We start from the raw sequence: 23,442 nt of genomic DNA, 5'->3' as shown, positions 1-23,442 counted from the left end.
TTCATTTTGTCGCGCTCGATCTGTTAAAGAATGGCAAAAGCGTTAAATCGACATTTTCAGTTTTTGGGATCCTCGCGCGGAGCAAAACCTTCCGGAAGGCTTTGGTTGCCGGCAGCGGACGTTTACAGAGTTGAGGATGGCTGGGTCGTTAAGGTCGAATTGGCCGGTGTGGCCGCTGAAGATGTTGAGATCGAGGTCGAAGGCAACACGCTTTATATCGCCGGATGCCGTAAAGACCGTTCGTGTGCATCGGGCGGTTCATATCATCAGATGGAAATAACATACAGTCGTTTTGAGAAAACGCTAAATTTCCCGGCTTCTATCGAAGGCGTAAAACTGGACCATATGTTCGAAAATGGACTGTTGATCATCCGCCTTAGAACATCGAAAGGATAAATTTGTATCGTACATCGCGCTAACGGCGAACATCGAAGATACGGGTAAACGATGGCAGACGAACTACAACAAAATTCACTGACGGAAACCGAGGTCAATATTCCGGAACAGCTTGAGATCGCCATACTGCCGTTGCAAAATACGACGCTGTTTCCTGATACTGTTGTGCCGCTTGCGGTGGGTCGCGAGCGTTCGATGCGTGCTGTTGAAGCCGCACTTTCTACAGAAGAGAAATTACTTGGCTGTGTAACAACTAAGTCAGAGGGCGTTACCGGCGACGAGGCAAAGTTTGAAGACCTTTATCAGGTCGGGACCATTGTCTCTATCAAAAGAATGATGCGGAACGAAGGCGTAATGCAGCTTATCGTTCAGGGGCTAGAGCGTTTTCGCATCATCGAATGGCAGACAGATCAGCCTTTTATCAAGGCAAAGGTTGAGAAATTGCCTGAGCTGGAACGCGTCGATGACGAGGAGGTCGAGGCTCTCAAACGCAATATCCAGCAAATGATCCAACAGGCGCTTGCGATGCTCCCGCAGGTGCCGCCCGAGATCCGGATGGCGGTAATGACGCAGAGCGATCCGGTGCAGCTATCATATTTCCTTGCCTCTGTTTTGGAACTCGGCACCGAGACTGAACAGAAAATGCTCGAGGCAAACACCACCGATGAACTGCTGACTCTTGCGCATGCAGCGCTCGCACGTGAGCTTGAGATAATGCAGATCCGGTCAAAGATCGCCTCGGAGGCTCAAGGCGAAATGGACAAAGCTCAGCGTGATTATGTGCTTCGCCAGCAGATGAAGCAGATAAAGAAGGAGCTGGGTGAGGACGAAGATGAAGGTCAAAAGGCCGAAGCAGCCCAGATACGCGAACGGCTTGAAACCGCCGATCTGCCGGATGATGTTCGTAAAGAAGCGGAGCGAGAATTGAAACGGATGGAGGCATTGCCCCAATCCGCTCCGGATTACCACGTTATCCGTACATATCTTGAATACATCCTCGAATTGCCGTGGCGACGATCGAGCGAGGAAAAGCTTGATCTTAATGAGGCAAGACGAATTCTGGATGAGGACCATTATGGTCTGGAAGATGTAAAGGAACGAATTCTTGAGTCGCTTGCGGTGGTAAAGCTTCGGCCTGATTCGAAAAGTCCGATCCTTTTATTCGTCGGCCCTCCGGGTGTCGGTAAAACATCATTAGGACGTTCGATCGCACGTTCGCTTGGCCGTGAATTTGAACGGATGTCGCTTGGCGGGATGCGAGATGAGGCGGAGCTTCGCGGGCATCGTCGGACTTATATTGGTGCCATGCCGGGCCGCATAATTCAGGCACTTCGCCGGGTGGGTGTCAACAATCCGGTAATGATGCTGGATGAGATAGATAAACTTGGAAACGATTTCCGCGGTGATCCGGCGTCTGCTTTGCTTGAGATCCTTGATCCGGCGCAGAACAATACGTTTCGTGATAACTATCTTGATCTGCCGTTCGATCTTTCAAAGGTATTCTTTATAGCAACGGCAAACTCGTTGGGTCCTATCCCGATGCCGCTGCGTGACCGTATGGAGGTTATCCAAATTGCCGGTTACAGCGACAGAGAGAAACTTAGCATTGCGAAACAGTATCTTGTGCCGAGGCAGATAAATGAGAATGGTCTTCAGCCGGAGCAATTAGAAATAACCGATGCGGCGATCAATCTTCTGACATCCCGTTATACACGCGAAGCAGGCGTTCGCCAGCTTGAACGTGCCATTGGGAATCTAGCACGGAAGGTAGCATTAAAGGTTGCCGAAGGTTCGACGGAGAAGGTAACAATTGATGCTCAGAACGTAAAGGATTATCTCGGTGCTCCGCGCTTCCATCCGGAATCCGCGCGAGCCGAACTTCCGCCGGGTGTTGCTACAGGTATGGCCTGGACAGAGATGGGCGGGGAGGTTTTGTTCATAGAGGCCACGCTTTTGCCGGGAGGCGGCGGTCTGACACTGACCGGGCAGTTGGGTGACGTGATGAAAGAATCGGCTCAAGCCGCACGAAGTTACCTTTGGTCACACGCTTCCGAATTCGGCATAGATCCGGAGATGATCAAGAAAGACGGGGTGCATCTCCACGTCCCTGCGGGAGCTATCCCAAAGGACGGACCGAGTGCGGGCGTTACGATGGCTTCGGCTCTTGCTTCTCTCTACACTGGCCGGCGCGTCCGAACGGATACTGCTATGACTGGTGAGATAACACTTTCCGGACTCGTATTTCCCGTTGGCGGTATCAAGGAGAAGGTTCTTGCGGCACATCGCGCGGGTATTCGCCGAATAATTCTTCCGGCGCAGAATGAACACGACATTGAAGAGATCCCGGACGACGTAAGGAAAGAACTTGAGGTGATAACGGCTACTCGAGTTAGTGATGTGCTAAACGCCGCGCTTGAACCGAATGGTTCCCGCATAGTTGATGCGAACGGCCGCGGACCGGTCTTACCAATGGGCACAGACGGACGGCGACCGGAATCTGAACATGAGAGCTTGATCGCTAAAAGAGAGGACGTAGAGAGATAAAGGTCGGTGGATGGGATCCTCTATCGTGGACTTGCCTCAAAGCTTGGCTCGGCACTTTTCCCCCGGCGTCTGCCATATCTCAGAAAATGTTCATAGCGTTCCCGGTCAGCGTGCAGCATATCAACGATCTCAGCGCCGATAAGAAATCGTTCAGTTGAAAGGTGGATACCGACTTTTTCGTATCTCCTTCCAATGACCTTCATTTTAATCTTGCCTCCCGGAAGATCGATCTCAGCGTTAAGCACCCGATCTTGTCCGACCAGATAATATTCTTTTATCCGGATCGATGAAACTACAAAGCCGATTCCGGAGGAACTTATATCGGTTGTTTCTCCGGCGATGAAAAGCTTTTCTGACGGTGAGGAAAGTCGGCCGGTCGAATGCTCGGCATCAAAAGAGATCTTTATAGGAAGATTGTGGGGTTTTCGGGCAGAATGCGAGCGTTCACTGAAAGTTTGTCTTAGTTTTGTTATGAGCTCTCTGATCATTGCTCGCTATAGATGTCGGTTTAGTTGATAATCCTTACACAGCGATAATTCAAATCTGCCAATATGCTGATTCACATAAAGTTCATTTCATCAGCGGTTTTCCGCCATTGTCACGGCCTGTTACGATAGGCATTCCCTTTTTCTGAGGTTTTAGTATGTAGGAGTTTGTGCCCGTTCGGCCATATTGGGCAGGTGTTGCCGTCGCATAATAATCGGATGCATCATCTGTAAGAACGATCAAGTATTTGTAGCCCGTTGATTCCGATGTTCGTATATCTTCCGGAAGTAGGCCAAGTTCGATCAGCTTTTCAGTATCAGCAAATTTTCCTTCATTCTGCATTGAATGAACCATTTGCGCCTTTGCGACCCGCTCGAGCATTTCCTTCGCATCTTCCTGATGTGCATCGATCTTCAATGCCCGAAAATAATTCTTTCCCTCTTTTTTAACTCTAGCCTCGGCTGCGGGATCGACAGTTAGTATGACCCAAAATTCGCCTTTTCTCTTAAGTTGAATTTGCTGTGCTTCAAGTTGGTCGTTTTCGTTAGGCAGATTTGCAGTAACTGAAGCAAGTTCACCGCTGATTATCTCTCCTGTGATCTGTATGTCTGCCGGAACCTTCAAAGCGATCCGCTCAAAATCCAACGAAAATTCACGTAGCTCATCGTCGCTCAATCCCTCGATCGCTGGCCGAAGATTGGTTAGATACAGAGCTTCCCTTATTCGACGCTCTCGCAATTTTAGGTAGAAGGCCCGAACAGTATCGGCCGGGCCGTTCGGCGTTATCTCAATGGTAGATACACTCTTTGTCGGGGAGGATGAGTGTTCTTCAGCAGTTGATGCAGACGAAGAAGCCCTGTCTTCAGAGGCTTTCGCTGAACAACCCAACACAGACGCCGTGGTGAGCAGAAGCGTGAAAACGAATACAAACCTTGCGATCGGCGAATAATATCGCAAAACTTTACCTCGGAAGAGAAATTTTATTTGAAGGCCGAAATTACGACCGAGACCCAGGGACGCAAACTTGCCTCCTCGAAAGCGTGCCGGAGGCAAAAAAGGAAAGACACGCAAAGCATAGTATAGCGTGTCCTGTGGAAAAAATAAAACAAAAACTTAACTTTGTTTAACTATTCCAGACCATCTTTTTTGTTCCGTTGCCCGAAAACCTTATCTCGTCCCACAAAATAAAGAAAAAGAGCTATCGCAGCGAACGGGATCATTGACAGAAGATCCGCCCAGCCTCCCGCATAGAATGGATTTATAGCTGTGGAAATCTCGTTAAAGTAACTAACGATATCTCCAAAATAGACCGCTGACAGGGCGATGAGGATACCTGCCAAGGCACCGCCTGCAATGTACCCCGATGCCATCAGAATACCTGAGCTCTTATCCGTCTCGGCGATAAACTCTTCTTCGGTCAGATCTTTATCGGCAAACTTTCTCTTCAGGTACTTATCGACTCCCCAACGGACCAACCCGCCAAAGAGGATCGGCGATGATGCCGAGATCGGCAAATACAGCCCAACGGCAAAGGCGAGCGACGATATTCCACAGAATTCCAGTGTAACCGCGATCATTACGCCGAGGATCACCAATGCCCAGGGCAGTTGCTGGCTCAAGATACCTTCGATTATGTAGCTCATCAGTGTTGCCTTCGGGGCTCGGTATTTCTCGACGGTTTGCATTACTGGTTCGCCATTTGCATCTACGCCTGTTTGAACTTCTTTGATGTTCCCATTGATCCCCGGATCGACAAGGTACGAGGGCCTTCCCTGCATTCCGACCAGATAGCGTCCCACCGGCCCAATTGAGGCATCTTTGTTGTGCCAGACGCGATAGTTCGCAGTGTCTTTGGTGCCCCAGAATCCGCCGACCTTTTCCCCAAGAAGCTGACCGCCCTCGCGGACCAGCTGATTCTCAGGCACCTGAAAGTCTGCGGCAAAAGTGTTCGGTGCAACCGGCTGGTAAACAGCAGAGGCATTATTCAGCTGGATCAGGATCGGCCCGAGAAGAAGTGCAGATGACAAAGCCCCGATCAAAATGGCCGTTTGCTGTTTCCACGGGGTTCCACCGACCCAAAATCCGGTCTTCAAATCCTGCGAGGTCGTTCCGCCATTTGAAGCAGCGATGCATACGATACCGCCGACTGAGAGGGCGGTTACGAAATAGGGATCAGGCTGCGTCCAGCCAAGCAAAAGGAATGCGAGCGATGTAAAAAGCAGTGTTGCGACCGTCATACCTGAAATAGGATTTGATGAAGACCCTATCTCGCCAGTCAGCCGTGAGGAGACCGTTACGAACAAGAATCCAAGCACGATTATTAGGATCGCTCCAAGGATATTCATTTTCAGCGAGGGCATCAGTGTGATGACTATTATCAATACAAGTATTCCGATAGTTACCCATTTCAGCGATATATCTTGCTCGGTTCGCGGCAAAACTGTGCTGTTGCCTGCGGCCTTATCTGATCTTTTCGACTGAAAATCGGAGATACTTCCGCGAATACCACTCCAAATAGTTGGTAGAGAGCGGATTAGCGAGATTATCCCGCCGGCGGTAACCGCTCCTGCACCGATGTAAAGAATATACTCACTTTGAATACTTCCGCCGCCTTCGATCGGCATATCGCGGATGAGTGTTGTGGCCGGAGCGAGCGGCTCATTCAGGGCATCGCCAAAGAATCGGATCATTGGTATCAGAACCCAGTATCCGCGGAGGCGTTAATATTATCGCCTCTTCCCAAACGTGGCCGCGATCGTCATCTGACAGATAATGAGCTTCATCGAGGATGACAAGATCGGTCTGCACCTCGCTGCCGCCTCGCAATGCATCAAATAGCTGGTTACGGTAGATCTCTGTGGTGCCAACGATCAAAGGAGCATTCGCATTCTCCTTCCGGTCACCAGTGAGTATCCCGACATTCTCAGCCCCGAATTCCTCAGTAAATTCGGCATATTTTGAGTTTGTCAAGGCTTTTAGAGGCGTTGTGTACCAAGCCCGCTTCTTCTGTTCAAGCAGCCTTCTGATCTCCTCGCGAGCTATCCAGGTCTTGCCGCTCCCGGTTGGGGCCGTTACAAGAACATCGTCGTGTTCGATCGCTTCGAGTGCCTCTAGCTGAAAATCATCCGGGACAAAAGGCTTCTGTTCCGGCACGCCGATACCAGCCAGCAGCCGTTTAACGATCTTACTTAGACCTGGAGTAACCTCATTTTCACCGGATCTCTCGGAACTTTCAGGTGCAAAACCACGTTCTCTGTTTCGTTCCTCTTTCGTGCGGCGACGGGTTGGTTTGGTTCTGCGATCTCGCCTCTGGTTTTTATAGGAACGTGGCATATTTGCCCGATGTTAAATGTTTGAACGGTCAAAGTCTAATCTTCCCTGCTAGGGTGGAAAATGATACGATTAAGATTTACATCGCAACGAACCAGCGATGTTTTGCGTCTAAAGCTGACGGGTAGTTATACAGTATTTATAGCCACAGGCGCATTGGAATTAAAAGGATTCGCATAATATGTTCGAGCAGGAGTCATACGATCCGGAACAGGAAGTTCAGCCAACGTCAGAAGGCGAGCTTTTTCAGGGATATGAGATCAAAAATTGGGAGTTCACGCCGAGGATCTATAAGATCCTCGCAGTTTCGGCTGTACTGAATATCCTGATATTCGCGGCCTTCGCTCAGACCAGTATTTTGACGATGCGTGGTTGTGATAGCCCGTTCGTAGGAAACGTTTGTACGGTTCTGGATATGGCCTATGTCGGGACGGTTCTTTTCGGCACCGAGCGAGAGTTTGTTGATATTGCCTATGAAAGGACAGATCTTGGCGATATGGATGTAACTTTCATCTCGATGGACGGAGTTGAGCCGATGTTCGAATATCCGCCGGGGTATTTTAGACTGGCAAATCCTGAACAGTTTGTAGAGCCGGAAACTTTGGGTTTCGACCCAATGAAACCAGGTTCGACCGTTCAAAACTTCCCGCCGCCGACTTCATTGCCACCAGCGCGTAATGATCTTGCAAACCGCCCGCAGAGGTTGCCCAAGAGGAATCCGAACCCTGTCAAGGGCGAGATCGGCGATCCATGGGGAAATGACGAAGATGATAAAACGGTCGCCCAAAATGATCCGAAGAGCGGGACAAATGCGAATGTGAATACGGGAACGGGGTCGAACTCTGCAAATGCCAATACAGGAAACGCAAATCCTGAGGCGGTACTTGGAGTTGATATCAATAAGCGTCCGATGACGGATCTCGCAAATTTTGTCAATGAGCTTAGGGACAAAAATGCGGTAAACATTGAGAGCGAATTTGTTGTCAACGCACGCGGGCGGCTTGATAAGAATGGAAGGATCCAAGCTAACAGCTTCCGTTTCCTCCAAGCCTCAAGCGACGATACAATGATCCTTGACTTGGTCAAGCGCTCGGTCGAAGCAGTGAATGATGCCGGATATTTTCAGTATCTTAAAGAACTCGGCGGCAAAGATTTCAATATGCAGCTTGAACAGGACGAGGAGAACGTAACTGCATTGGTTCAGTCAGAGATGGAAACTCCTGAACGTGCTCGCTCGGTTCGAAGCACGCTCAATTTGGCACTGTCCTTGGCCAAGTTCCGAAAACAGGGTGAGGCCCAGGATCAGAACGACAAGGATGATCTTATATTGCTGGAAAATGCTGTTATCGAAGCGAACGGAAAGAACGTGATCATTAAGTTTACCGTTCCCAAAGCAGTCGTTCATCCGATGATCCAGCGGAAGCTGGCTGAACAGAAAGCAGAACAAGCGAAACCGAATGGCAATGCGGGAATGCGGCCTAGCGATAAGACCGTAGCTAGATAAGACTTGAGCAAGAAGAATCAAACCTCGATACTTTTTCTTACCACGCTAGGTGTGTACATCGGTCTATTGATGTCCGGTTCCGCCCCGGGCGTCATTGCGCAGCAGGCCGCTGCGATGACCAGGAATTTCGATGTAAAGGATGAGATCGAGGTAAAGGATGATCTTGATAACAAACCGGATCCCGACGCGATAATTGCAAAGTATGGCTTTGTGGCTGAGGAGATCTACCGAGCCGCGGTAAAAGCATCAGCGAATGAGACAGAAGCTGTTGAGAGCGGGCATTTCAATTTTTTCAATTTTGTAACTATATCTCCGGAAGGGGTTTCTAGTTGGGTATCAAAGCCCGAGTTCAATAACACTCCTCAACGATTCGGCAATTACGCAAAGTCCCTCATCGGGCTTTACGACACATTTTTGCCTCGTTCCGCTGACCTGCACGAAAAGCTCAGGGTCGACATTCTGATGAGTTTGTCTGACTATGAGTTTAGGGTCAACTTTTTAACGGAAACCGAGAATACCGCCGCGGGGTTCGCGTATTTTCTTTCCCAAGCACTTACAAACCGAAGAGATTCTGAAATAGACCTTCGCAGGTCATACATCTATAGCCGATCGCGGATCGAAGTTGACGGCGCCCGAGTGGTCATCGTCACGCGCTTGCCTCGTGCCTCACTTGATCCCTTGCTCGCCGAAAACGCAATTTAGCGGCGAGCGACATCTATCTGGATCCATCGCCATTTATAGTAACAATTTTAATTTTTCGAGTTGCGGATCAGCTTTCGCTGCTTCAGAGTAATTTCTCTGGTTTGTATTAAAAGTCATGGAACTTTTATCAGAGGCGAAGTCCAATAACGCAAACTCGACCGAGAAGAGGAAAAATGCCAGTTAACAGTTTTGCAGATAAATGGATAAAGAAGATATTCGGCTCATCTAGCGATATTTTCCTGAAGAAGGTCAAACCGATCGTAGCCGAGATAAACGAGTGGGAACCAAAGATACAGGCTCTATCAGACGATGAGCTAAAGGCTCAAACTCCCAAATTCAAGGAGATCATTGCCCGGCATTTAGAGGGCGTCGATGATAAGGTACAACGCAGGCAGGCCGAGCAAGAGATCTTACATGAGATTCTTCCTGAAGCATTCGCAACGGTTCGCGAGGCTTCACGTCGCGTTACCGGAATGCGGCATTTTGACGTGCAGATGATCGGCGGTGTAGCTCTTCATCAGGGCCGGATCGCAGAGATGCGCACCGGGGAAGGTAAAACTCTTGTCGCTACGCTTCCTTCTTATTTGAATGGCCTCACCGGTCGCGGCGTACATGTTGTTACGGTCAATGATTATCTTGCATCCCGCGATGCGGAGTGGATGGGCAAGATCCACCAGTTCCTTGGATTGACCGTCGGCTGCATCCAGAACGACATGGACGATTTCGAGCGCAAGGAGGCTTATGCCTGCGACATCACTTACGGCACTAACAACGAATTCGGTTTCGATTATCTTCGCGACAATATGAAGTTCGATGTCGAATCGCTTGTTCAACGGGATCATTACTATGCGATAGTTGACGAGGTCGATTCTATTTTGATCGATGAGGCACGAACGCCATTGATCATTTCAGGTGCGACCGATGAAGCGACCGACAAATACTACCTTGCTAATGACGTTATCCCACGTCTGGAAAAAGGACACAAAGATGAAGAGACCAAGGTTACCACAGGAGATTACCTGGTCGATGAAAAGAATCATTCTGCAGTTCTAACCGAACAGGGCGTTTCTAAAGCTGAAAAGCTTCTTGGTGTAGACAATCTCTATGATCCCGGAAATATGGAGCTTCTACATTGCGTCGAGCAGGCACTAAAAGCTCACACGCTTTACAAACGGGATCATCATTACGTTGTTCAAGATAATGAAGTGATAATCGTTGACGACTTTACCGGCCGATTGATGCACGGAAGACGCTGGTCAGATGGTCTTCATCAGGCGGTAGAGGCAAAAGAAGGCGTTAAGATCGAGCGCGAGAATCAAACGCTTGCAACGATAACTCTACAGAACTACTTCCGAATGTACGAAAAGCTTTCGGGCATGACCGGAACGGCCGAGACCGAAGCAGAAGAGTTTGGAACGACCTATAACATCGATGTCGTGATGATACCGACCCATCGTCCGATGGTTAGAAAGGATAATCCGGACGTTATATACCGCACACTTCCGGAAAAGTGGGATGCGGTCGTAGATGAGATAAAGCAGCTTCATGAAAAAGGACAGCCCGTGCTGGTCGGTACGGTCTCGGTGGAGAACTCTGAACTCATTTCAGAACGTTTAAAAAAAGCTGGCATCAAACATAACGTCCTGAACGCAAAGTATCACGAACGCGAGGCGGAGATCGTCGCACAGGCAGGCCGAAAGGGCGCGGTCACGATCGCGACCAATATGGCGGGTCGCGGTACTGACATCCTTCTTGGCGGCAATCCGGAGTTTCTTGCTCATGACTATCTCAAACGGATGGAGGTAGATCCGAATGAAGCAACTTTCGAACAGTTCGAAGAACAACTCCGAAAGGCAAAGGCCGTTGTTGAAAAAGAACACGAAGAGGTCGTATCTGTTGGCGGGCTCCATATCCTTGGTACCGAACGCCACGAATCTCGGCGCATCGATAATCAGCTTCGCGGACGCGCCGGACGTCAGGGCGACCCTGGTTCGTCGCGATTTGTTCTGTCGCTCGAAGACGATCTGATGCGTATCTTCGCCGGCGATAAGGTTCGTTCGATGATGGAATGGCTTGGAATGGAAAAAGGCGTTGCCATCGAAAGCCGAACGGTTTCAAAGCAGATCGAACGGGCTCAAAAAGCCGTCGAAGCAAGGAACTTTGAGACACGCAAACACGTCCTCAAGTATGACGACGTGATGAACAAACAGCGTGAGACTATCTACGGTCTGAGGCGACAGCTGATGTTCGAACCTGATCATCGAGAGTATCTCTTGGGCGAAAATGGCGTTGCTCGCGACCTGCTTCATGACCTGACAATGAGCTTTTTGAATCCGGACATAGATCCGGAGAACTGGGATATCGATACATACGCCGCGGAGATCGAGAGCATATATGCGATAGACCCTGCAAAAGATGCCGGCGTCGATTTTCATACAATGAATCCCGATGAGATCGCGGAAGCCATCTGGGCGAAGGCTTCAGCAAATTATGCTGAAAAGGAGAAAAAGGCGGGCGAGGAAAGCCTTAGAGCATACGAACGTTACATTATGCTCAACATTATCGATTCACAGTGGAAGGACCATCTTGCGTCGATCGATCAGGTCAAGCAGGGCATCGGCCTTGTCGGATACGGCCAAAAGGACCCGCTTGTTGAATACAAGAAACAGTCGTTCGATATGTTTCAGGATATGCTCGATCGGATCGATACGAATACGACAAAGGCTCTCTTCCACCTGGAAGTCGTCTCACGGGATGAGCAGGAAGAGCGTGAACGGCTAGAACGGCTGGCTCAACAGCGAGCTCGTCGTCAGGCTGCCGGTATGGCTTTTACTGGAGCTATGGCAACTGCTGAAGCCGCTGGTGCCGAAGCGGCACGGCACACACCTTTCGTGCGGCAGCAGCCTAAGGTAAAGCCTAACGAACCCTGTTATTGCGGCTCCGGGAAGAAGTTCAAGAAATGCCACGGAGCAGGTGTCTGAGCAGGGTTTTGATAAATCAAAAGGGGCTTGGATGCTAATGAAGCGTTCGAGCCTCTTTTAAGTAAATATATCTAAGTTAAAGGCTAAGAATATCTAAGGCTCTCAATCTTCTAAGAATCCAATATAATTATTTGAGCATGGTTCTTGATACAAATAGGGCCCTTGAAATTCTGTTGCTGACCTTTTAAAGTTTCCAAGCAAATCACCGTATTAAATAAAATGAGCGTCTATTAGCCTCTGGCGCTAGTCACAAAAATTGCTTCGCTGCCCTGAGAAAGCCGGCAGACAATATGAATACATCGGATCCGATCTGTTCGGGAACTTGTGAGCCAGAATGCTTTATGTACATCCGAACAGAATAGCGGTCATTTACGTCAAACGACCCTTGGAACAGTCCGCTGCCAACCTGTAACTCGACGGTCTCGCCGGGCCATATGTAATGATTGGTTGCCCCTGTGCCGCAGTACAAGAGAGGGATCTCCTTTCCATTCTTCGTTAGGGTAACAAATGGATGTTCGGCATTATAAGAACTGTACGAGATCGAACGGTCCAAACCGTTCGTTAGACGAAGTCGGATAACTGGTTGTGATCCGTCGATCGCCCAACCGGCATAACGCAGCTCGACCTTCCCGCTCCGTAACTCAGGTTTGACATATCTAACCGGCGGTGTGCCAGTAACCCATTCGGTCAAAGATCCGACTAACCGTTTGCCGATCCAACCATCGACGAACGGCAGGGCTGAGACGATACCGAGAAAGAAGGTGATCGCAAAAACCAGTATTCTAAAAAAGATAAACATTCCCGACCTCCTGCAAACATCTATGCTCTCCATTAGAACGTGCGAAGGTCTGGAACTTGCGGTAATCGCCGCAGCTTCCACAATGAAACCTTACCGAGGCACTTCGATCATTTTAAGGATGTCAGCGATGATCGCATCCGTCGTTGCGCCTTCAAGCTCCGTTTCGGCACGCAGGGCAAGCCGATGCCGCAAGACCGGTACCGCGATATCGCGTACGTCATCGGGAGTTGCAAAGTCGCGGCCTCTGATCGCGGCTAATGCCTTCGAACAAAGCAGCAACGAAATCGATGCACGCGGACTGGCGCCATAAAGTATAGAAGTATGTTCTCGGGTTTTCCGAACTATCTCAACTATATAATTCTGAACTCCCGGCTCCATTCGGGTCGCTCGGATCTCTGCTCGGCAATGCGAGATCGCGGCAGCATCTGGCAAGGTCTGAATGTTTGCCGCCTCAAGGCGGCGAGAATTGAACCCGGCGTCCCATCGCGCTACGATCTCACGTTCATCCGCCTCCGCCGGGTAATCGATAAGTATCTTTAATAGAAAACGGTCGAGCTGCGCCTCAGGCAGCGGATAGGTGCCTTCGTACTCTATCGGATTCTCTGTGGCAAGAACTGTAAAGATCGGAGAGAGATGGTATCGCTCACCGTCGATGGTGGTTTGACGTTCTTCCATCGCTTCAAGCAATGCGGCCTGTGTTTTGGGCGGAGTCCTGTTGATCTCGTCAGCCAGAAGTATGTCGGTGAAGATGGGGCCGTGCCGGAGCGTAAACTCCGATGTTCGCATATTAAAGACATTCGTGCCTGTTATGTCTGAGGGCATTAGGTCGGGTGTGAATTGTATGCGCGAGAACCGCGCACCGATTATCTCCGCCAACGTCTTTACCATCAAGGTTTTCGCGGTTCCCGGAACGCCTTCGAGCAGTGCATGGCCCTCGGCGAAGATCGCAACTAGGAGCTGTTCAATAACCTCGTCCTGCCCGACGATCGTCTTGCGGAGTTCATTCAGGATATGTTCTACGGTTGGAGGTGTATATTGGAGCATTGATGAAAATTTTTAAGAATGTTCCTCGAGATCATCTAGACAAGGTCATATAGCGTTTTCACTGCAAGTAGTATCACGGTCGCTACAAAGACACGCCGCAACCATGTCTCGCTCATTTTGGTCACAAAATGCGCACCAGCATAAGCTCCGACGAACATCGTGGCGGCCAGCAGAACGCCAAGCCTATAATCTACTAAACCTTGCCACATAAAAACGATGGTCGCAATCAGGGATGAGAACACATTGATCAGCTTTGTCGCGGCGATGGCCCCGGAATATGTCATTCCCATGAATGCAACGAAGGCTGCTGTAAGAAGCGTTACATACCCGCCGCTATAAAGACCGCCATATATCGCGAGAAAGAATGTTACGGCAAGACCAAGTGTGGTTATGCGCCACAACTCGTCACCTTTACCGTCACCATTATTCTGAAATAGGGTGAAAGCAACGATAGCTAACATTGCTATCGAAACGATCAGTCGAATGCCGCTGTTGGGGATCGCTCCTACGAGCATTGCACCTAAAGCCGAACCGATAAGTGTAACCGCAATCAGCGGCACAAGTCGGTTTATCTCTAATTTCCTGCTTCGAAAGAACGGTATGGTCGCTCCCGCGGCCATAAAAGTAAGCCCGAACATATTCGTCGCCACCGCCACCTTCTCATCTATTCCGAACTGGAACATCACGGGCACCGTAATGAGCGAGTTGCTCCCGGTTATCACGCCAACTGCGCTGGTGATAAAGAAAAGCAGTAATAAGCCCAAAAGTGCGACGGCAGACATCTGTTTATCTCGTTCCTCCTGCCGCACGCCGTAACTTTAATTCGTATTCAAGATCCCGGATCGCGGCGATCAGTTCGACCGTTGTGGATCGAGTGGCCGATCCGCCCTGAATAATATCGCTGCAGTCTTGAAATAGACGGAGTATATTGTCCGCAGAGCGTTTGGTTCGTTCGCTCAAACGTTCTGCAAATTCACGATCGGAGATAGTTGAAGGATCGATGCTCAAAAGCCGTCCTGCTCGGCGGCGAAGATCTCCATAAATGTTCTCTACTGCCAGGTCATAGGCTCGCGTCCTACGCTGGAGCTCGGCCATTGCGGATATGTATTCCAGATTTGACAAACGATCCGGAGGATCGGACGGCAGCGGACGGGCGAATCTGCGGCTTCGTGAAACAAATACCAATCCAACTAGTGCCGAGATCTGCAGGAAAATGGCGATCATGGGTGTACCCGAAAAATACTCGAGAAGCCGATTTCGTCCGCTGCCGAACCCTTGATGAAACTCATCGAATGCGACCACGCCTTCGCTGCCCAAAAGATTTACTGCGAACTGAACATTATCTGCCAAGGCAATACCGCCGTTTGACACAATGTAGGGATCGCCGACAAAAATAACAGAGCCGTCACCATACGGAACCTCAAGTACAAGCGACTCGCCGTCCCGACCGATGTGTGATATCGGCATCCTTGAAAAGACCTCAGCCCTTTCGGATTGTTTTGTTCCTTCGTTTTCAGGTTCGCTCCCGGTCGTATCAGGATCGCCAACGACAAGCGGTTTTCCATCAATATCGATAGGTGTTGGTGAGGCTATGGGAGCAAAAAATGCCGGCAGATCGTCGTATTCTGGCTCAACCCCGCTGTTCGTTTCCGCGGAGTACGCTGGCGTGAATTCAAAATAACTGGCAAAGCGCGACGCTTGAACCGCATTTACATTCGTTGTGAATGCCGTCTCACCGTCTGGCCGCAGCGCCGGAGATCCGCTCGTCATCTGCAGTTGGTCGTAAGGATCGACGCCAACCTCTTGAAACGGAGGAGCTTTCTTGACCGATATCGTTCCCGGCACAGTAGTTACCATGAGATCTTTTGGAGGATCGCGATCTATTATCACCAATCGGCCGCCGCCAAGCGTCCAAAGCAGAAGTTCTTCCGTCTCAAATTCTTCCAGCTCACGTTTAAGGGGCCCGACCATCACAAAAACGTCCGGCCTTGGCTGGCCCGGCCGATTCAGGTCGGCAGAATGATATCGCCAGCGAACTACTTCTCGCCCAGTTTCTGCGAGAAGTGTATAGACCGCCTTTGTGCCTGTCGCACCGGCATTATGACTTGACCTGTTGGGTTTGTGTTCAACATCAGGAACGACTTGTTTGCTGACAAACGCCACTGAATTAAGCGCGATCATCGCGGCCACCACGAGCACCAGACCAGTTCCTATCAGCAGCCTTTCTTTCATTGCACTTAAATGCTGCGGAGAGCCTCCTGATAACTTTCTCTAAAATCTCTCCAATCGATACTGTCGCAAGCAACGTTACCATACCAATGAAGCTCAAATTTCCCGGTTATACCGGCCAGATGCGGGTAAAGTGTCGTGTTTCGGCGGGCATCTCTTAGATAATCACGATTGGTCTTATTTCGGGAAAGCCCGATGACTCGGCGGTCCGCAAGCTCGCAGAGCAGTGCGATATATCCTTTTCGGATCGCTTCACGGGTGTGTCCGGACTGTGCAAGACGTTCTGCTTCATCAAAAATGGTTGCGGTCGGCACCTCCGGAGCGATCACTTCTCCCAACACAACCCGGCCCTCAGGCCTCTCCGCTCGTGAACGCTTTAACCCCGGAAATAAAAGCGGAAGCAGTTTGTAAAGACCAAAACCGACCAAGGCGACTATGCCGATCAATATTAGTATCTGCATTGCAGAGACCATGCGGGCCGATGGAGCCGTTCCTCCTGCTCCGCTAGGTACCGGGAAAAGTCTCGCCAGCCACTCATCTAACCTCTTCATCCATTCTTCAAGAAGGCTGTTTTCAGAGGCGGGCGGGCGCTGGAACTCTTCGCGTGAGAGTATCTCAGCAAGCTTTTGCTTGTCCTCATCTTTCGTACGCGACTCGGAACCCAAGATAAGCAATGGCAAAACTAGAAAAGTGCAAAAGATGGCAAGCGAAAGGAATCTTATTCCGCCTATCACACGACGCCTTTGAACGCGAAGAGATCTGAGCCGCCATTTGCCGCTCTGGAAGTGCTTAATCGTACTTACCTGTGGGTTCGCAAGTAAACTCATTGAATGTGGAGAATCTATCGGAACCGTGATCGAGCGCGATATCTCGCCGAACGTGATCGATATGAACAACGGACATCAAAAGGACGCATTCCTCATCTACCAGCCGCATTGAACGCTCCCTTCCGCTGACCTTTTGTGACACAAGACCTGAAAGCAGAAAATGCCTGCATGCAAACCCTGGTATATCTCCGAGCTTCGCTCTCTCTAGCAGTCTGTCCGGACCGAAGATCTGAAGCTCGGGCATTCCGGAGATGCCCGTATCATCAATATTTAATACTTATAAGTCATCATCACGCAATATACCATTTTCTTGTCCATAAGGATCTGATGTTGTTACCGTTATGCGATTAGGGTTCGAGGGCATCCATAATGATCAAACATCTGCGTGAAGTGCAGGGGTAAGCGGATTGATGTAGGAATCAGGCACGTCAGGGATCTTGCCGAGCCTTCGCGCGGCCATAAGCTCGATATCATACCCCTCGTGCCGGACACGTTCATCAACATAGAGAAGACACAGCCCTACCATCCATATCGGTGAAAGAAGTATCACGCTTATCTGTGAAACGAATTGCTGGGCGATCTCGAACCAAGCTGGCGACGCCGCACCTGAAAAACCGAATAGGTCGATCCCCTCGATCCAGGCATACCAGCCAAGCGGGACATATAAGACCGCCAGTGCCGAGTAAGTTGCAACGATAGTGAATGAGAACAGGGCTGCGAACCGCTTCAAGTTACCCTTGGCAAGCGATACGCTCCGTGTGATAGAACCGAAAACGCCGTGTCCTTCGACTAGCATCGCCTGCGGAACATAGGCAAATCGCGATGCAATCAGAAAAAACAACATCAGCGTTACAAAAAAAGCCGCTACGCTGATGATTACAGCAATAAACGCGGCTACCGGTGGGAAAAAGCTTAGCAGTGCATAAACGATCGCTGCGGCCACTATCCCGGCCAACAACCCGAAATAAAAGATCGCGCCGCCGACTGCGGCGAGCAACAACGTGATCAGAAGAGAGACTGCCAACAAGGAACCTAGGCGCTTCCAAGTATTCTTATAGGTTTCTTTGAATGTGATCGGTTCACCAAATAAAATGTGACGGACAAAATTCCGCGATGCTCCGCCCATCACTGCAAGCGTTACGATCGTTTCAAGAATCCAGATCGAGGACTTTCCTAACCAGCCAAGACTGTAATAGAGCAATATGTCGGCACTATCGATACCCGGCACGAACGGAAACATCCAGCGCGTCAACAGCGTCCATCCGACTCCAAGTGCCGTCGCACCGACGACCGGCGGTAATGCGATCAATACAAAAGTCAAAAAATTATTGCGATAAAACCTCACGGCGCGATCGATCAGATCGCCGGGACCAAGCGGAGCTATCGACATAGAGGAAACAGGCGGTGTTTGGACGTTCGAGAAGCTCGGCATCGAATATGGATTATATCTTTTGTATCCAAACCGAAGAACCGGAACAAAAGAAAAGGCCTGCCGACCCGAAGACCGGCAGGCTAAGCGGCTTAAAAGCCCATATCAATTACCATTCGAACCGAGCAGCCCACTGGATCTGCCGCGGAGCAAATGCACTCGTTATCTGACCGAACGTCGTTGAATTGATGTTCGCAAATTGAGTGTTCTGAATGAAGTTGACATTATTCAGGACGTTGAAGGCTTCCAGGCGAAGCTGGACGCGCATCCTTTCCCTGAACTGAATGCTCTTCAAGAGAGCCATGTCAATGTTGAAGTAACGCGGACCGTTAACGATCGTACGGCCAAGATTGCCCGTCTGGCCCGGGTTGGTGTTGAAGAACACCTGGCCGGGGAAGGTTGCACCCGTGAGGCTGTAGCCTCCAGAAGCGGCGCCTTGGCTATTGATGATCGCCGGATTGATCCAATAGATGACGTCCTGTCCGCCAACATTCTGCTGGAAGATCCCCATCAGAGCCCGGATCTCATCGTAGCTCAGGTTCGAATTCGCCGTCTGGCGAGCTGAACGGGCGGTACGGTTAAGAGTTCCACGCGTATCAACGAACGTGATCGGAGCACCTGACTGCCACTGCATCAGGCCCGAAAGCTCCCAGTTGCTTAGGAAGATACGGCTCGCCCAATTGTCATAATTGAGGAACTTCTTCCCGCGGCCGAACGGAAGCTGATAAATACCATTGGCAGTGAAAACATGAGTCGTGTCGAAATCAGCACGCTGGCGGTCAAGCTTGCGGTTGTTGTTATCGAGGAACGGCTCAAAGAGCTGCTGAGTGGTACCTACTGTATCGGTGATGTTTTTTGAGAACGTGTAATTTGCCTGGAAGTACAATCCATTTGCAAAGCGGCGACGGATCTCCGTCTGCAGCGAATCATACTGATACCAGCCAGCATTCTCAAATATATCGATCACACCCGAAGAGTTGTTCGGCAGGAAGTTGACGTATGGGACCGCATTTGGATTACATACGAACGTTCCGATCGAACCGATACACGGCTGATTGTTGATGTTCCGCGGATTCGTGCTGTTGATGAACGCGAGCGCGAGGTCCAGCGGAGTACCGTTCGTCAGGTTGTTATTGAACGTCGCGGCATTGATGCCGTTCGCTCCACCAACAAGAAGCCTTCCGGCTTGCGGTGCACCTGAATTTGCAAAGATCTGAAGCGGCACACAGCCAGGATCGGTACAGAAGGCATTGCCCGTTAGCCGCAGGTTGTTCTGGGCACGAAGGAAATCAGCAAGAAAACCATTGTTGACGACATCGATCTGGCCATAGTCAACACCACGGGCAAGGTTGTTGCTCGATGTACCGACGTAGCGGATCTCAAACGCCATATTTCCGAAGATCTCACGCTGCCAGCCAAAGCTGTATTGCTTGACAAGAGGCGTCTGAAGTTTCGGATCGATACCAAATACGGTACCAAAATGGTTTCCGATCCCCGGTCCGTTGTTAACAAGATACGAGAACGGGATGGTCGGAACAGACGGGACAGGAACTGTCGGTACAGGATCGGTATCGACACGTCCTACCAGTCCGCTCAAAGTAACAGTCGTGCGGGCAAGGCCGGAGTTTCCGACCGATGCGTTATTTATCGAGGTTACTATCGAGTCATTTCCGAACACATGGCTATAGCCGCCGCGGAATACCGAACGACGGTTACCAAAAATGAATCCGAGAATGCCCTTCTCAGCGGCTGGTGACCAAGCAACTCCGATGTTCGGAGCGATGTTATTGTAATCGGTCAAGTAGTACTGGTTCTTCTTGCCGATGCTCTCGCCCAACACTACATACTTGCCGTTCGGATCCAACAACGATGCGAGCGGGTTGTCAAGGTCAGCTATAAAGGGTTCCAAGCCGCGTCCCGTCAAGTTGCGGAGAGCCGGGAATATCTCATAGCGAGCACCAAGACTGATGGTAAGTCCGCGGGCCGCTGACCACCGATCCGAGAAGTAGAACCCGTGGTTCTCATAACGGAACGGACGATACTCGGTTGCTCCGGGGACAAATCCTTCATCGATCGTGGTGATATTGAATGAACGTGCGATCTGCGTGAAGTGTCCGCCGAGCAATCCAAGCAGACCATTTGCAGTCGCAAGCTGTGTCGTGCTAATACCACCGATGTTAGTGAAGTTAGCAGCCGTAAAGGTTGTGCCGGTTCCGCTTGCGAAAGTAAGCGTCGGAACAGTACCCACGTCGTTATAAGCGTTGACCTTGAAGAACTGAAGCTGGCCCCCGAACCTGAAGGTATGCTTGCCAACGATCCAGTCAGAGTTAGCCTGGTAGTTGAAACCTTTAGTGTTACGTCCCTGATCTGTGAACGTATTCGGACCGCTGATAAGCGGAACCGATGCGATAAATGCGGGGTATTCGCTTATTCGATCAAAAGGAACTTCGCTTGTAAATATACCGCCGCGAAACTCCGTAATGAAGTTCGAGGTGAAAACACGGCGATATGCCATCGTGAACTGTTTGTTCGCCGACGACTGGATACCATCCGGAACTTCGGTAAATCCCGTTGCGTCGATATCCGGCCTCAGGTTCACTTCTTTGTTGTAGTTGTAAATGAAGCTGAGCGAATTCCGGTCATTTACGTCAACGTCAATACGCGATGAGTACTGGTCGCGGTCCTGGTCTTGACGACGATTAAGCCGATAACCAAGAGTGTTTAAGCCATCACCGCCGGTAAAGTTGCTCGTTGTCGGCATGCCGGCAAGAACGTTATTAAGAATATATGGTGAGATCGTGCTGCGGATGTTGCCACTCGGGAACACGGTCTGAGCATATTGCAGGAAGTTCGGAATAGTGCAAACACTGCCGATCGTCTGCGATGGGCAGAATGGCGTTACCGCGGTTTGCCCGCCAACTAGCTTGACCTCTTTTCCATATATGCCTTCAAGTTTAGCTCCGCGTTGCTGTGGCCCTCCGGCATGACAGGAGGCACAGCCAAGTTTGTTCTCAAAAAGATCGCGTCCTTGTTCGACCGGGGTCTGATCAGCAACCGTGCCGGCAAGCCAGTTATCAAAATCCCTCTGCTCCATTACGTAAACATAACCACCCATACCGGAATGATTCAGCCCACAGTATTCGGCACAGAATAGGTGATACTTACCCGGTTTGGTTGCCTCAAACCACATATATGTGTAACGGCCGGGCACTACGTCAGCTTTGGTCCGGAATGCGGGTATCGAAAAATCGTGCAGGACATCCTCTGTGGTCATCGTCAACTTGATCCGGCGGCCCACTGGGACGTGCAGTTCGTTTATCTCCCGTTGACCTGTCCCGTGCTGGATCTTCCACATCCATTGCTTACCGACAACGAATATCTCCATTGCGTCATCGGGCACACGATACTGCAAATAATATACATATGCCCCGCCGAGAAATATGGTCATCGAGATGATGAACGGAAGCACTGACCACGCCGTTTCCAGCGCCATCGATCCATGTATCTCCGCACCATTAAGATATTTGCCGCGCTCTCGGAACTTGATGATAAAAAAGAAGATCGCGGCAACGATCGGTATCGTAAAGAACACGCTGATCGCTATCAGATAGAAATAGAGCGCATCCACGTGCCATGCGAATGTTGACGCCGCTTCAGGAAATAATGGCACCCACGTATTCGTTTGCATAACTATCTAGTTGCCCGTTGAGTCAGGTCCATCCGGATCAGATCTCCGGCCCTTGCTTCTTCGCCAAAAGACGAAACCCATCAGCCCCATTCCGAAGAGCGTTAGCACGGCCGCGCCCCGAAGAACACTCAGTATTGCAAATCCGTATTTACCGGTCGAGGGGTCATAATGGTAACAATAAAGCAGCAATTGATCTGCGACATTGCCAATCTTGTTCTCGGCAGATTCGACCAATCCAAGCCGCACATCACGGGGCGCATAATCAATACCATAAAGATAACGCGAAATGGCCCCGTCCGGGGTTACGATGATGATCGCACTTGCGTGTGCGAACTGCTCCGATCTTTCGTCCCATTCAAAAGAAAAGCCTGCGGTTTCCGTAACAGCCTTTATGGCCCCTTCATCTCCGGTAAGAAAATGCCAGCCAGATTCCGTCCCCGGCCGACCATATCGTTCCATGTATGAAGCCTTTTTGTTCTTTGCCAAGCCCGACTTGTTGTTCTCGGAGCTATCAAAACTGAGAGCGATCACATCAAAGTCTTTCCCCGCATTGAGCGACACTCCTTTGAGTGATCCGGTCAACCCATTCAACACCTGATTGCAAAGCATCGGGCATTCGAAATAGACGAATGTTAGGATCACCGGACGTCCGGAGGAAAAAAGATCCCCAAGTCTTACTGCATTTCCATCCTCGTCCTTGAACACCGACTCTAAGGGAAGTTTTGCACCGAGCTTCTGTTCTATCCCGACCTTTTTCAGCGGTTCGGGAATACCGTTAGCCGTCCCGACCGAAGGATCGTACTTTCTGGGTGAATAAAGCGGCGAGTTATAATGTTCATTCTTTTGCGCAACGGCGATCACGGCAAACAGAAGCACCGCGATAAAAGCAACTGCACTCGTCTTCATACTAACCACGAACACTACCTCGCCTGGATCAATTCCTCTTTAGTGATGCCTTTCGCCCGGAACTGGCATCTGTAAAATACATTCGCGAGCTATCGCGGATCGTTGCTGCTTCTTCACCAGCCCTGACTTTTATCGGCTGCTGAAGCAGAACGTCTATTGCCTTATCTACCGGCATCGCGATCAGAGCACCTGTTTCAGGATGTTTCTCACCATTCTTGATGCGATCATCCCAGATCTTTTTAAGTGCCCGCCATTCCGCCTGCGGCTCTTTGAGCTCCAGATTTATCACACCTTTAGGACCGCGCACCTCGAAGCCTGGGGCTCCTTGAAGACGCGGTTCAGGTGGCAAACGCTCCATCTCGCTCTTCATCATCGGATTATTGGATGACTTCGTCTGTATGGCATCCTGTTCGAGTACGCCCCAAAGCGCATACATCAACGCAAAGGTGATGATTATCAAGAGTGCAAGTCCGATCGTAAAGTACACGATGCCTCTGATACCAATTACATTGGCCTCATAGGGTTTATCCAGATCGGAGACACTTGTATGCTTTGCTGAACTCATATATCAAAGCTC

The 23,442-nt window shown here is 50.2% G+C and carries 19 protein-coding genes; 5 read left to right on the top strand and 14 right to left on the bottom strand.

Translation table 11 applies throughout. From position 1 onward, the window contains the following. Positions 1–30: 30 nt before the first annotated feature. The gene (locus tag JVX88_RS02960) at positions 31–396 is read left to right on the top strand and encodes an Hsp20/alpha crystallin family protein (RefSeq protein WP_211625596.1); all 366 of its coding nucleotides are present in this window, start codon (positions 31–33) and stop codon (positions 394–396) included. Positions 397–447: 51 nt separating this feature from the next. Continuing rightward, complete coding sequence (lon, locus tag JVX88_RS02955; RefSeq protein ID WP_211625594.1) at positions 448–2,940, top strand: endopeptidase La; 2,493 nt, start codon at positions 448–450, stop codon at positions 2,938–2,940. A gap of 20 nt (positions 2,941–2,960) precedes the next feature. On the opposite strand, the gene JVX88_RS02950 is transcribed toward lon, so the two are convergent. From JVX88_RS02950 to JVX88_RS02935, 4 genes are all read right to left on the bottom strand, one after another. Next, positions 2,961–3,428: a hypothetical protein gene (locus JVX88_RS02950; RefSeq protein ID WP_211625592.1), complete on the bottom strand. Its 468-nt coding sequence runs from the start codon at positions 3,426–3,428 to the stop codon at positions 2,961–2,963. A gap of 82 nt (positions 3,429–3,510) precedes the next feature. Further along, positions 3,511–4,383 (bottom strand): hypothetical protein, encoded by an 873-nt coding sequence (locus JVX88_RS02945; protein WP_211625591.1) that lies wholly within the window; start codon positions 4,381–4,383, stop codon positions 3,511–3,513. A 170-nt stretch (positions 4,384–4,553) separates the two neighbouring features. Beyond that, positions 4,554–6,116, bottom strand: coding sequence for an OPT/YSL family transporter (locus JVX88_RS02940; RefSeq protein ID WP_211625590.1), 1,563 nt, complete (start codon positions 6,114–6,116; stop codon positions 4,554–4,556). Next, positions 6,085–6,759 (bottom strand): DEAD/DEAH box helicase, encoded by a 675-nt coding sequence (locus JVX88_RS02935; protein WP_211625589.1) that lies wholly within the window; start codon positions 6,757–6,759, stop codon positions 6,085–6,087. Before JVX88_RS02935 ends, JVX88_RS02940 begins: the two co-directional genes overlap by 32 nt. A gap of 178 nt (positions 6,760–6,937) precedes the next feature. Here JVX88_RS02935 and JVX88_RS02930 point away from each other — a divergent pair, with 178 nt between their 5' ends. From JVX88_RS02930 to secA, 3 genes are all read left to right on the top strand, one after another. After that, entirely contained in the window at positions 6,938–8,260 is a 1,323-nt protein-coding gene (locus tag JVX88_RS02930) for a hypothetical protein (RefSeq protein WP_211625588.1), read from the top strand. Positions 8,261–8,263: 3 nt separating this feature from the next. Next, a complete protein-coding gene (locus JVX88_RS02925; protein ID WP_211625587.1) occupies positions 8,264–8,962 on the top strand; it encodes a hypothetical protein in 699 nt (232 codons plus the stop codon). 173 nt (positions 8,963–9,135) lie between these two features. Further along, positions 9,136–11,943: a preprotein translocase subunit SecA gene (secA, locus tag JVX88_RS02920; RefSeq protein ID WP_211625586.1), complete on the top strand. Its 2,808-nt coding sequence runs from the start codon at positions 9,136–9,138 to the stop codon at positions 11,941–11,943. Between the two features lie 247 nt (positions 11,944–12,190). On the opposite strand, the gene JVX88_RS02915 is transcribed toward secA, so the two are convergent. The 10 genes from JVX88_RS02915 to JVX88_RS02870 all read right to left on the bottom strand — a co-directional run bounded on the left by JVX88_RS02915 (position 12,191) and on the right by JVX88_RS02870 (position 23,430). Continuing rightward, positions 12,191–12,742 (bottom strand): hypothetical protein, encoded by a 552-nt coding sequence (locus JVX88_RS02915; RefSeq protein ID WP_211625584.1) that lies wholly within the window; start codon positions 12,740–12,742, stop codon positions 12,191–12,193. Between the two features lie 90 nt (positions 12,743–12,832). After that, on the bottom strand, positions 12,833–13,786 hold the full coding sequence (locus tag JVX88_RS02910) for an AAA family ATPase (protein WP_211625582.1): 954 nt from the start codon (positions 13,784–13,786) through the stop codon (positions 12,833–12,835). A gap of 35 nt (positions 13,787–13,821) precedes the next feature. Next, positions 13,822–14,568, bottom strand: a complete 747-nt coding sequence (locus JVX88_RS02905) for a sulfite exporter TauE/SafE family protein (protein WP_211625581.1) — start codon at positions 14,566–14,568, stop codon at positions 13,822–13,824. A gap of 4 nt (positions 14,569–14,572) precedes the next feature. Beyond that, a complete protein-coding gene (locus tag JVX88_RS02900; protein WP_211625579.1) occupies positions 14,573–16,018 on the bottom strand; it encodes a DUF4350 domain-containing protein in 1,446 nt (481 codons plus the stop codon). Between the two features lie 5 nt (positions 16,019–16,023). Further along, positions 16,024–16,695, bottom strand: coding sequence for a DUF4129 domain-containing protein (locus JVX88_RS02895; RefSeq protein ID WP_211625577.1), 672 nt, complete (start codon positions 16,693–16,695; stop codon positions 16,024–16,026). A gap of 109 nt (positions 16,696–16,804) precedes the next feature. Further along, positions 16,805–17,086, bottom strand: coding sequence for a hypothetical protein (locus JVX88_RS02890; RefSeq protein WP_211625575.1), 282 nt, complete (start codon positions 17,084–17,086; stop codon positions 16,805–16,807). Between the two features lie 129 nt (positions 17,087–17,215). After that, on the bottom strand, positions 17,216–18,274 hold the full coding sequence (locus tag JVX88_RS02885; RefSeq protein ID WP_211625573.1) for a hypothetical protein: 1,059 nt from the start codon (positions 18,272–18,274) through the stop codon (positions 17,216–17,218). A gap of 106 nt (positions 18,275–18,380) precedes the next feature. Beyond that, a complete protein-coding gene (gene coxB / locus JVX88_RS02880) occupies positions 18,381–21,959 on the bottom strand; it encodes a cytochrome c oxidase subunit II (RefSeq protein WP_211625571.1) in 3,579 nt (1,192 codons plus the stop codon). Positions 21,960–21,965: 6 nt separating this feature from the next. Then, on the bottom strand, positions 21,966–22,865 hold the full coding sequence (locus JVX88_RS02875; protein ID WP_211625569.1) for an SCO family protein: 900 nt from the start codon (positions 22,863–22,865) through the stop codon (positions 21,966–21,968). Between the two features lie 28 nt (positions 22,866–22,893). After that, positions 22,894–23,430: a hypothetical protein gene (locus JVX88_RS02870; RefSeq protein ID WP_211625568.1), complete on the bottom strand. Its 537-nt coding sequence runs from the start codon at positions 23,428–23,430 to the stop codon at positions 22,894–22,896. Positions 23,431–23,442: the final 12 nt, after the last annotated feature.

This window comes from Leptolyngbya sp. 7M, from assembly GCF_018128485.1.
Note: the sequence above shows the minus strand (reverse complement) of the source record. Positions and strands in the feature narration are given on the sequence as shown.

Excerpts from the sequence above, each read along its gene's own strand:
- JVX88_RS02960 (WP_211625596.1), top strand. The coding sequence starts at position 31 with ATGGCAAAAGCGTTAAATCGACATTTTCAGTTTTTGGGATCCTCGCGC.
- lon (WP_211625594.1), top strand. The coding sequence starts at position 448 with ATGGCAGACGAACTACAACAAAATTCACTGACGGAAACCGAGGTCAAT.
- JVX88_RS02950 (WP_211625592.1), bottom strand. The coding sequence starts at position 3,428 with ATGATCAGAGAGCTCATAACAAAACTAAGACAAACTTTCAGTGAACGC.
- JVX88_RS02940 (WP_211625590.1), bottom strand. The coding sequence starts at position 6,116 with ATGATCCGATTCTTTGGCGATGCCCTGAATGAGCCGCTCGCTCCGGCC.
- JVX88_RS02935 (WP_211625589.1), bottom strand. The coding sequence starts at position 6,759 with ATGCCACGTTCCTATAAAAACCAGAGGCGAGATCGCAGAACCAAACCA.
- JVX88_RS02930 (WP_211625588.1), top strand. The coding sequence starts at position 6,938 with ATGTTCGAGCAGGAGTCATACGATCCGGAACAGGAAGTTCAGCCAACG.
- secA (WP_211625586.1), top strand. The coding sequence starts at position 9,136 with ATGCCAGTTAACAGTTTTGCAGATAAATGGATAAAGAAGATATTCGGC.
- JVX88_RS02915 (WP_211625584.1), bottom strand. The coding sequence starts at position 12,742 with ATGTTTATCTTTTTTAGAATACTGGTTTTTGCGATCACCTTCTTTCTC.
- JVX88_RS02910 (WP_211625582.1), bottom strand. The coding sequence starts at position 13,786 with ATGCTCCAATATACACCTCCAACCGTAGAACATATCCTGAATGAACTC.
- JVX88_RS02905 (WP_211625581.1), bottom strand. The coding sequence starts at position 14,568 with ATGTCTGCCGTCGCACTTTTGGGCTTATTACTGCTTTTCTTTATCACC.
- JVX88_RS02900 (WP_211625579.1), bottom strand. The coding sequence starts at position 16,018 with ATGAAAGAAAGGCTGCTGATAGGAACTGGTCTGGTGCTCGTGGTGGCC.
- JVX88_RS02890 (WP_211625575.1), bottom strand. The coding sequence starts at position 17,086 with ATGCCCGAGCTTCAGATCTTCGGTCCGGACAGACTGCTAGAGAGAGCG.
- JVX88_RS02885 (WP_211625573.1), bottom strand. The coding sequence starts at position 18,274 with ATGCCGAGCTTCTCGAACGTCCAAACACCGCCTGTTTCCTCTATGTCG.
- coxB (WP_211625571.1), bottom strand. The coding sequence starts at position 21,959 with ATGCAAACGAATACGTGGGTGCCATTATTTCCTGAAGCGGCGTCAACA.
- JVX88_RS02875 (WP_211625569.1), bottom strand. The coding sequence starts at position 22,865 with ATGAAGACGAGTGCAGTTGCTTTTATCGCGGTGCTTCTGTTTGCCGTG.
- JVX88_RS02870 (WP_211625568.1), bottom strand. The coding sequence starts at position 23,430 with ATGAGTTCAGCAAAGCATACAAGTGTCTCCGATCTGGATAAACCCTAT.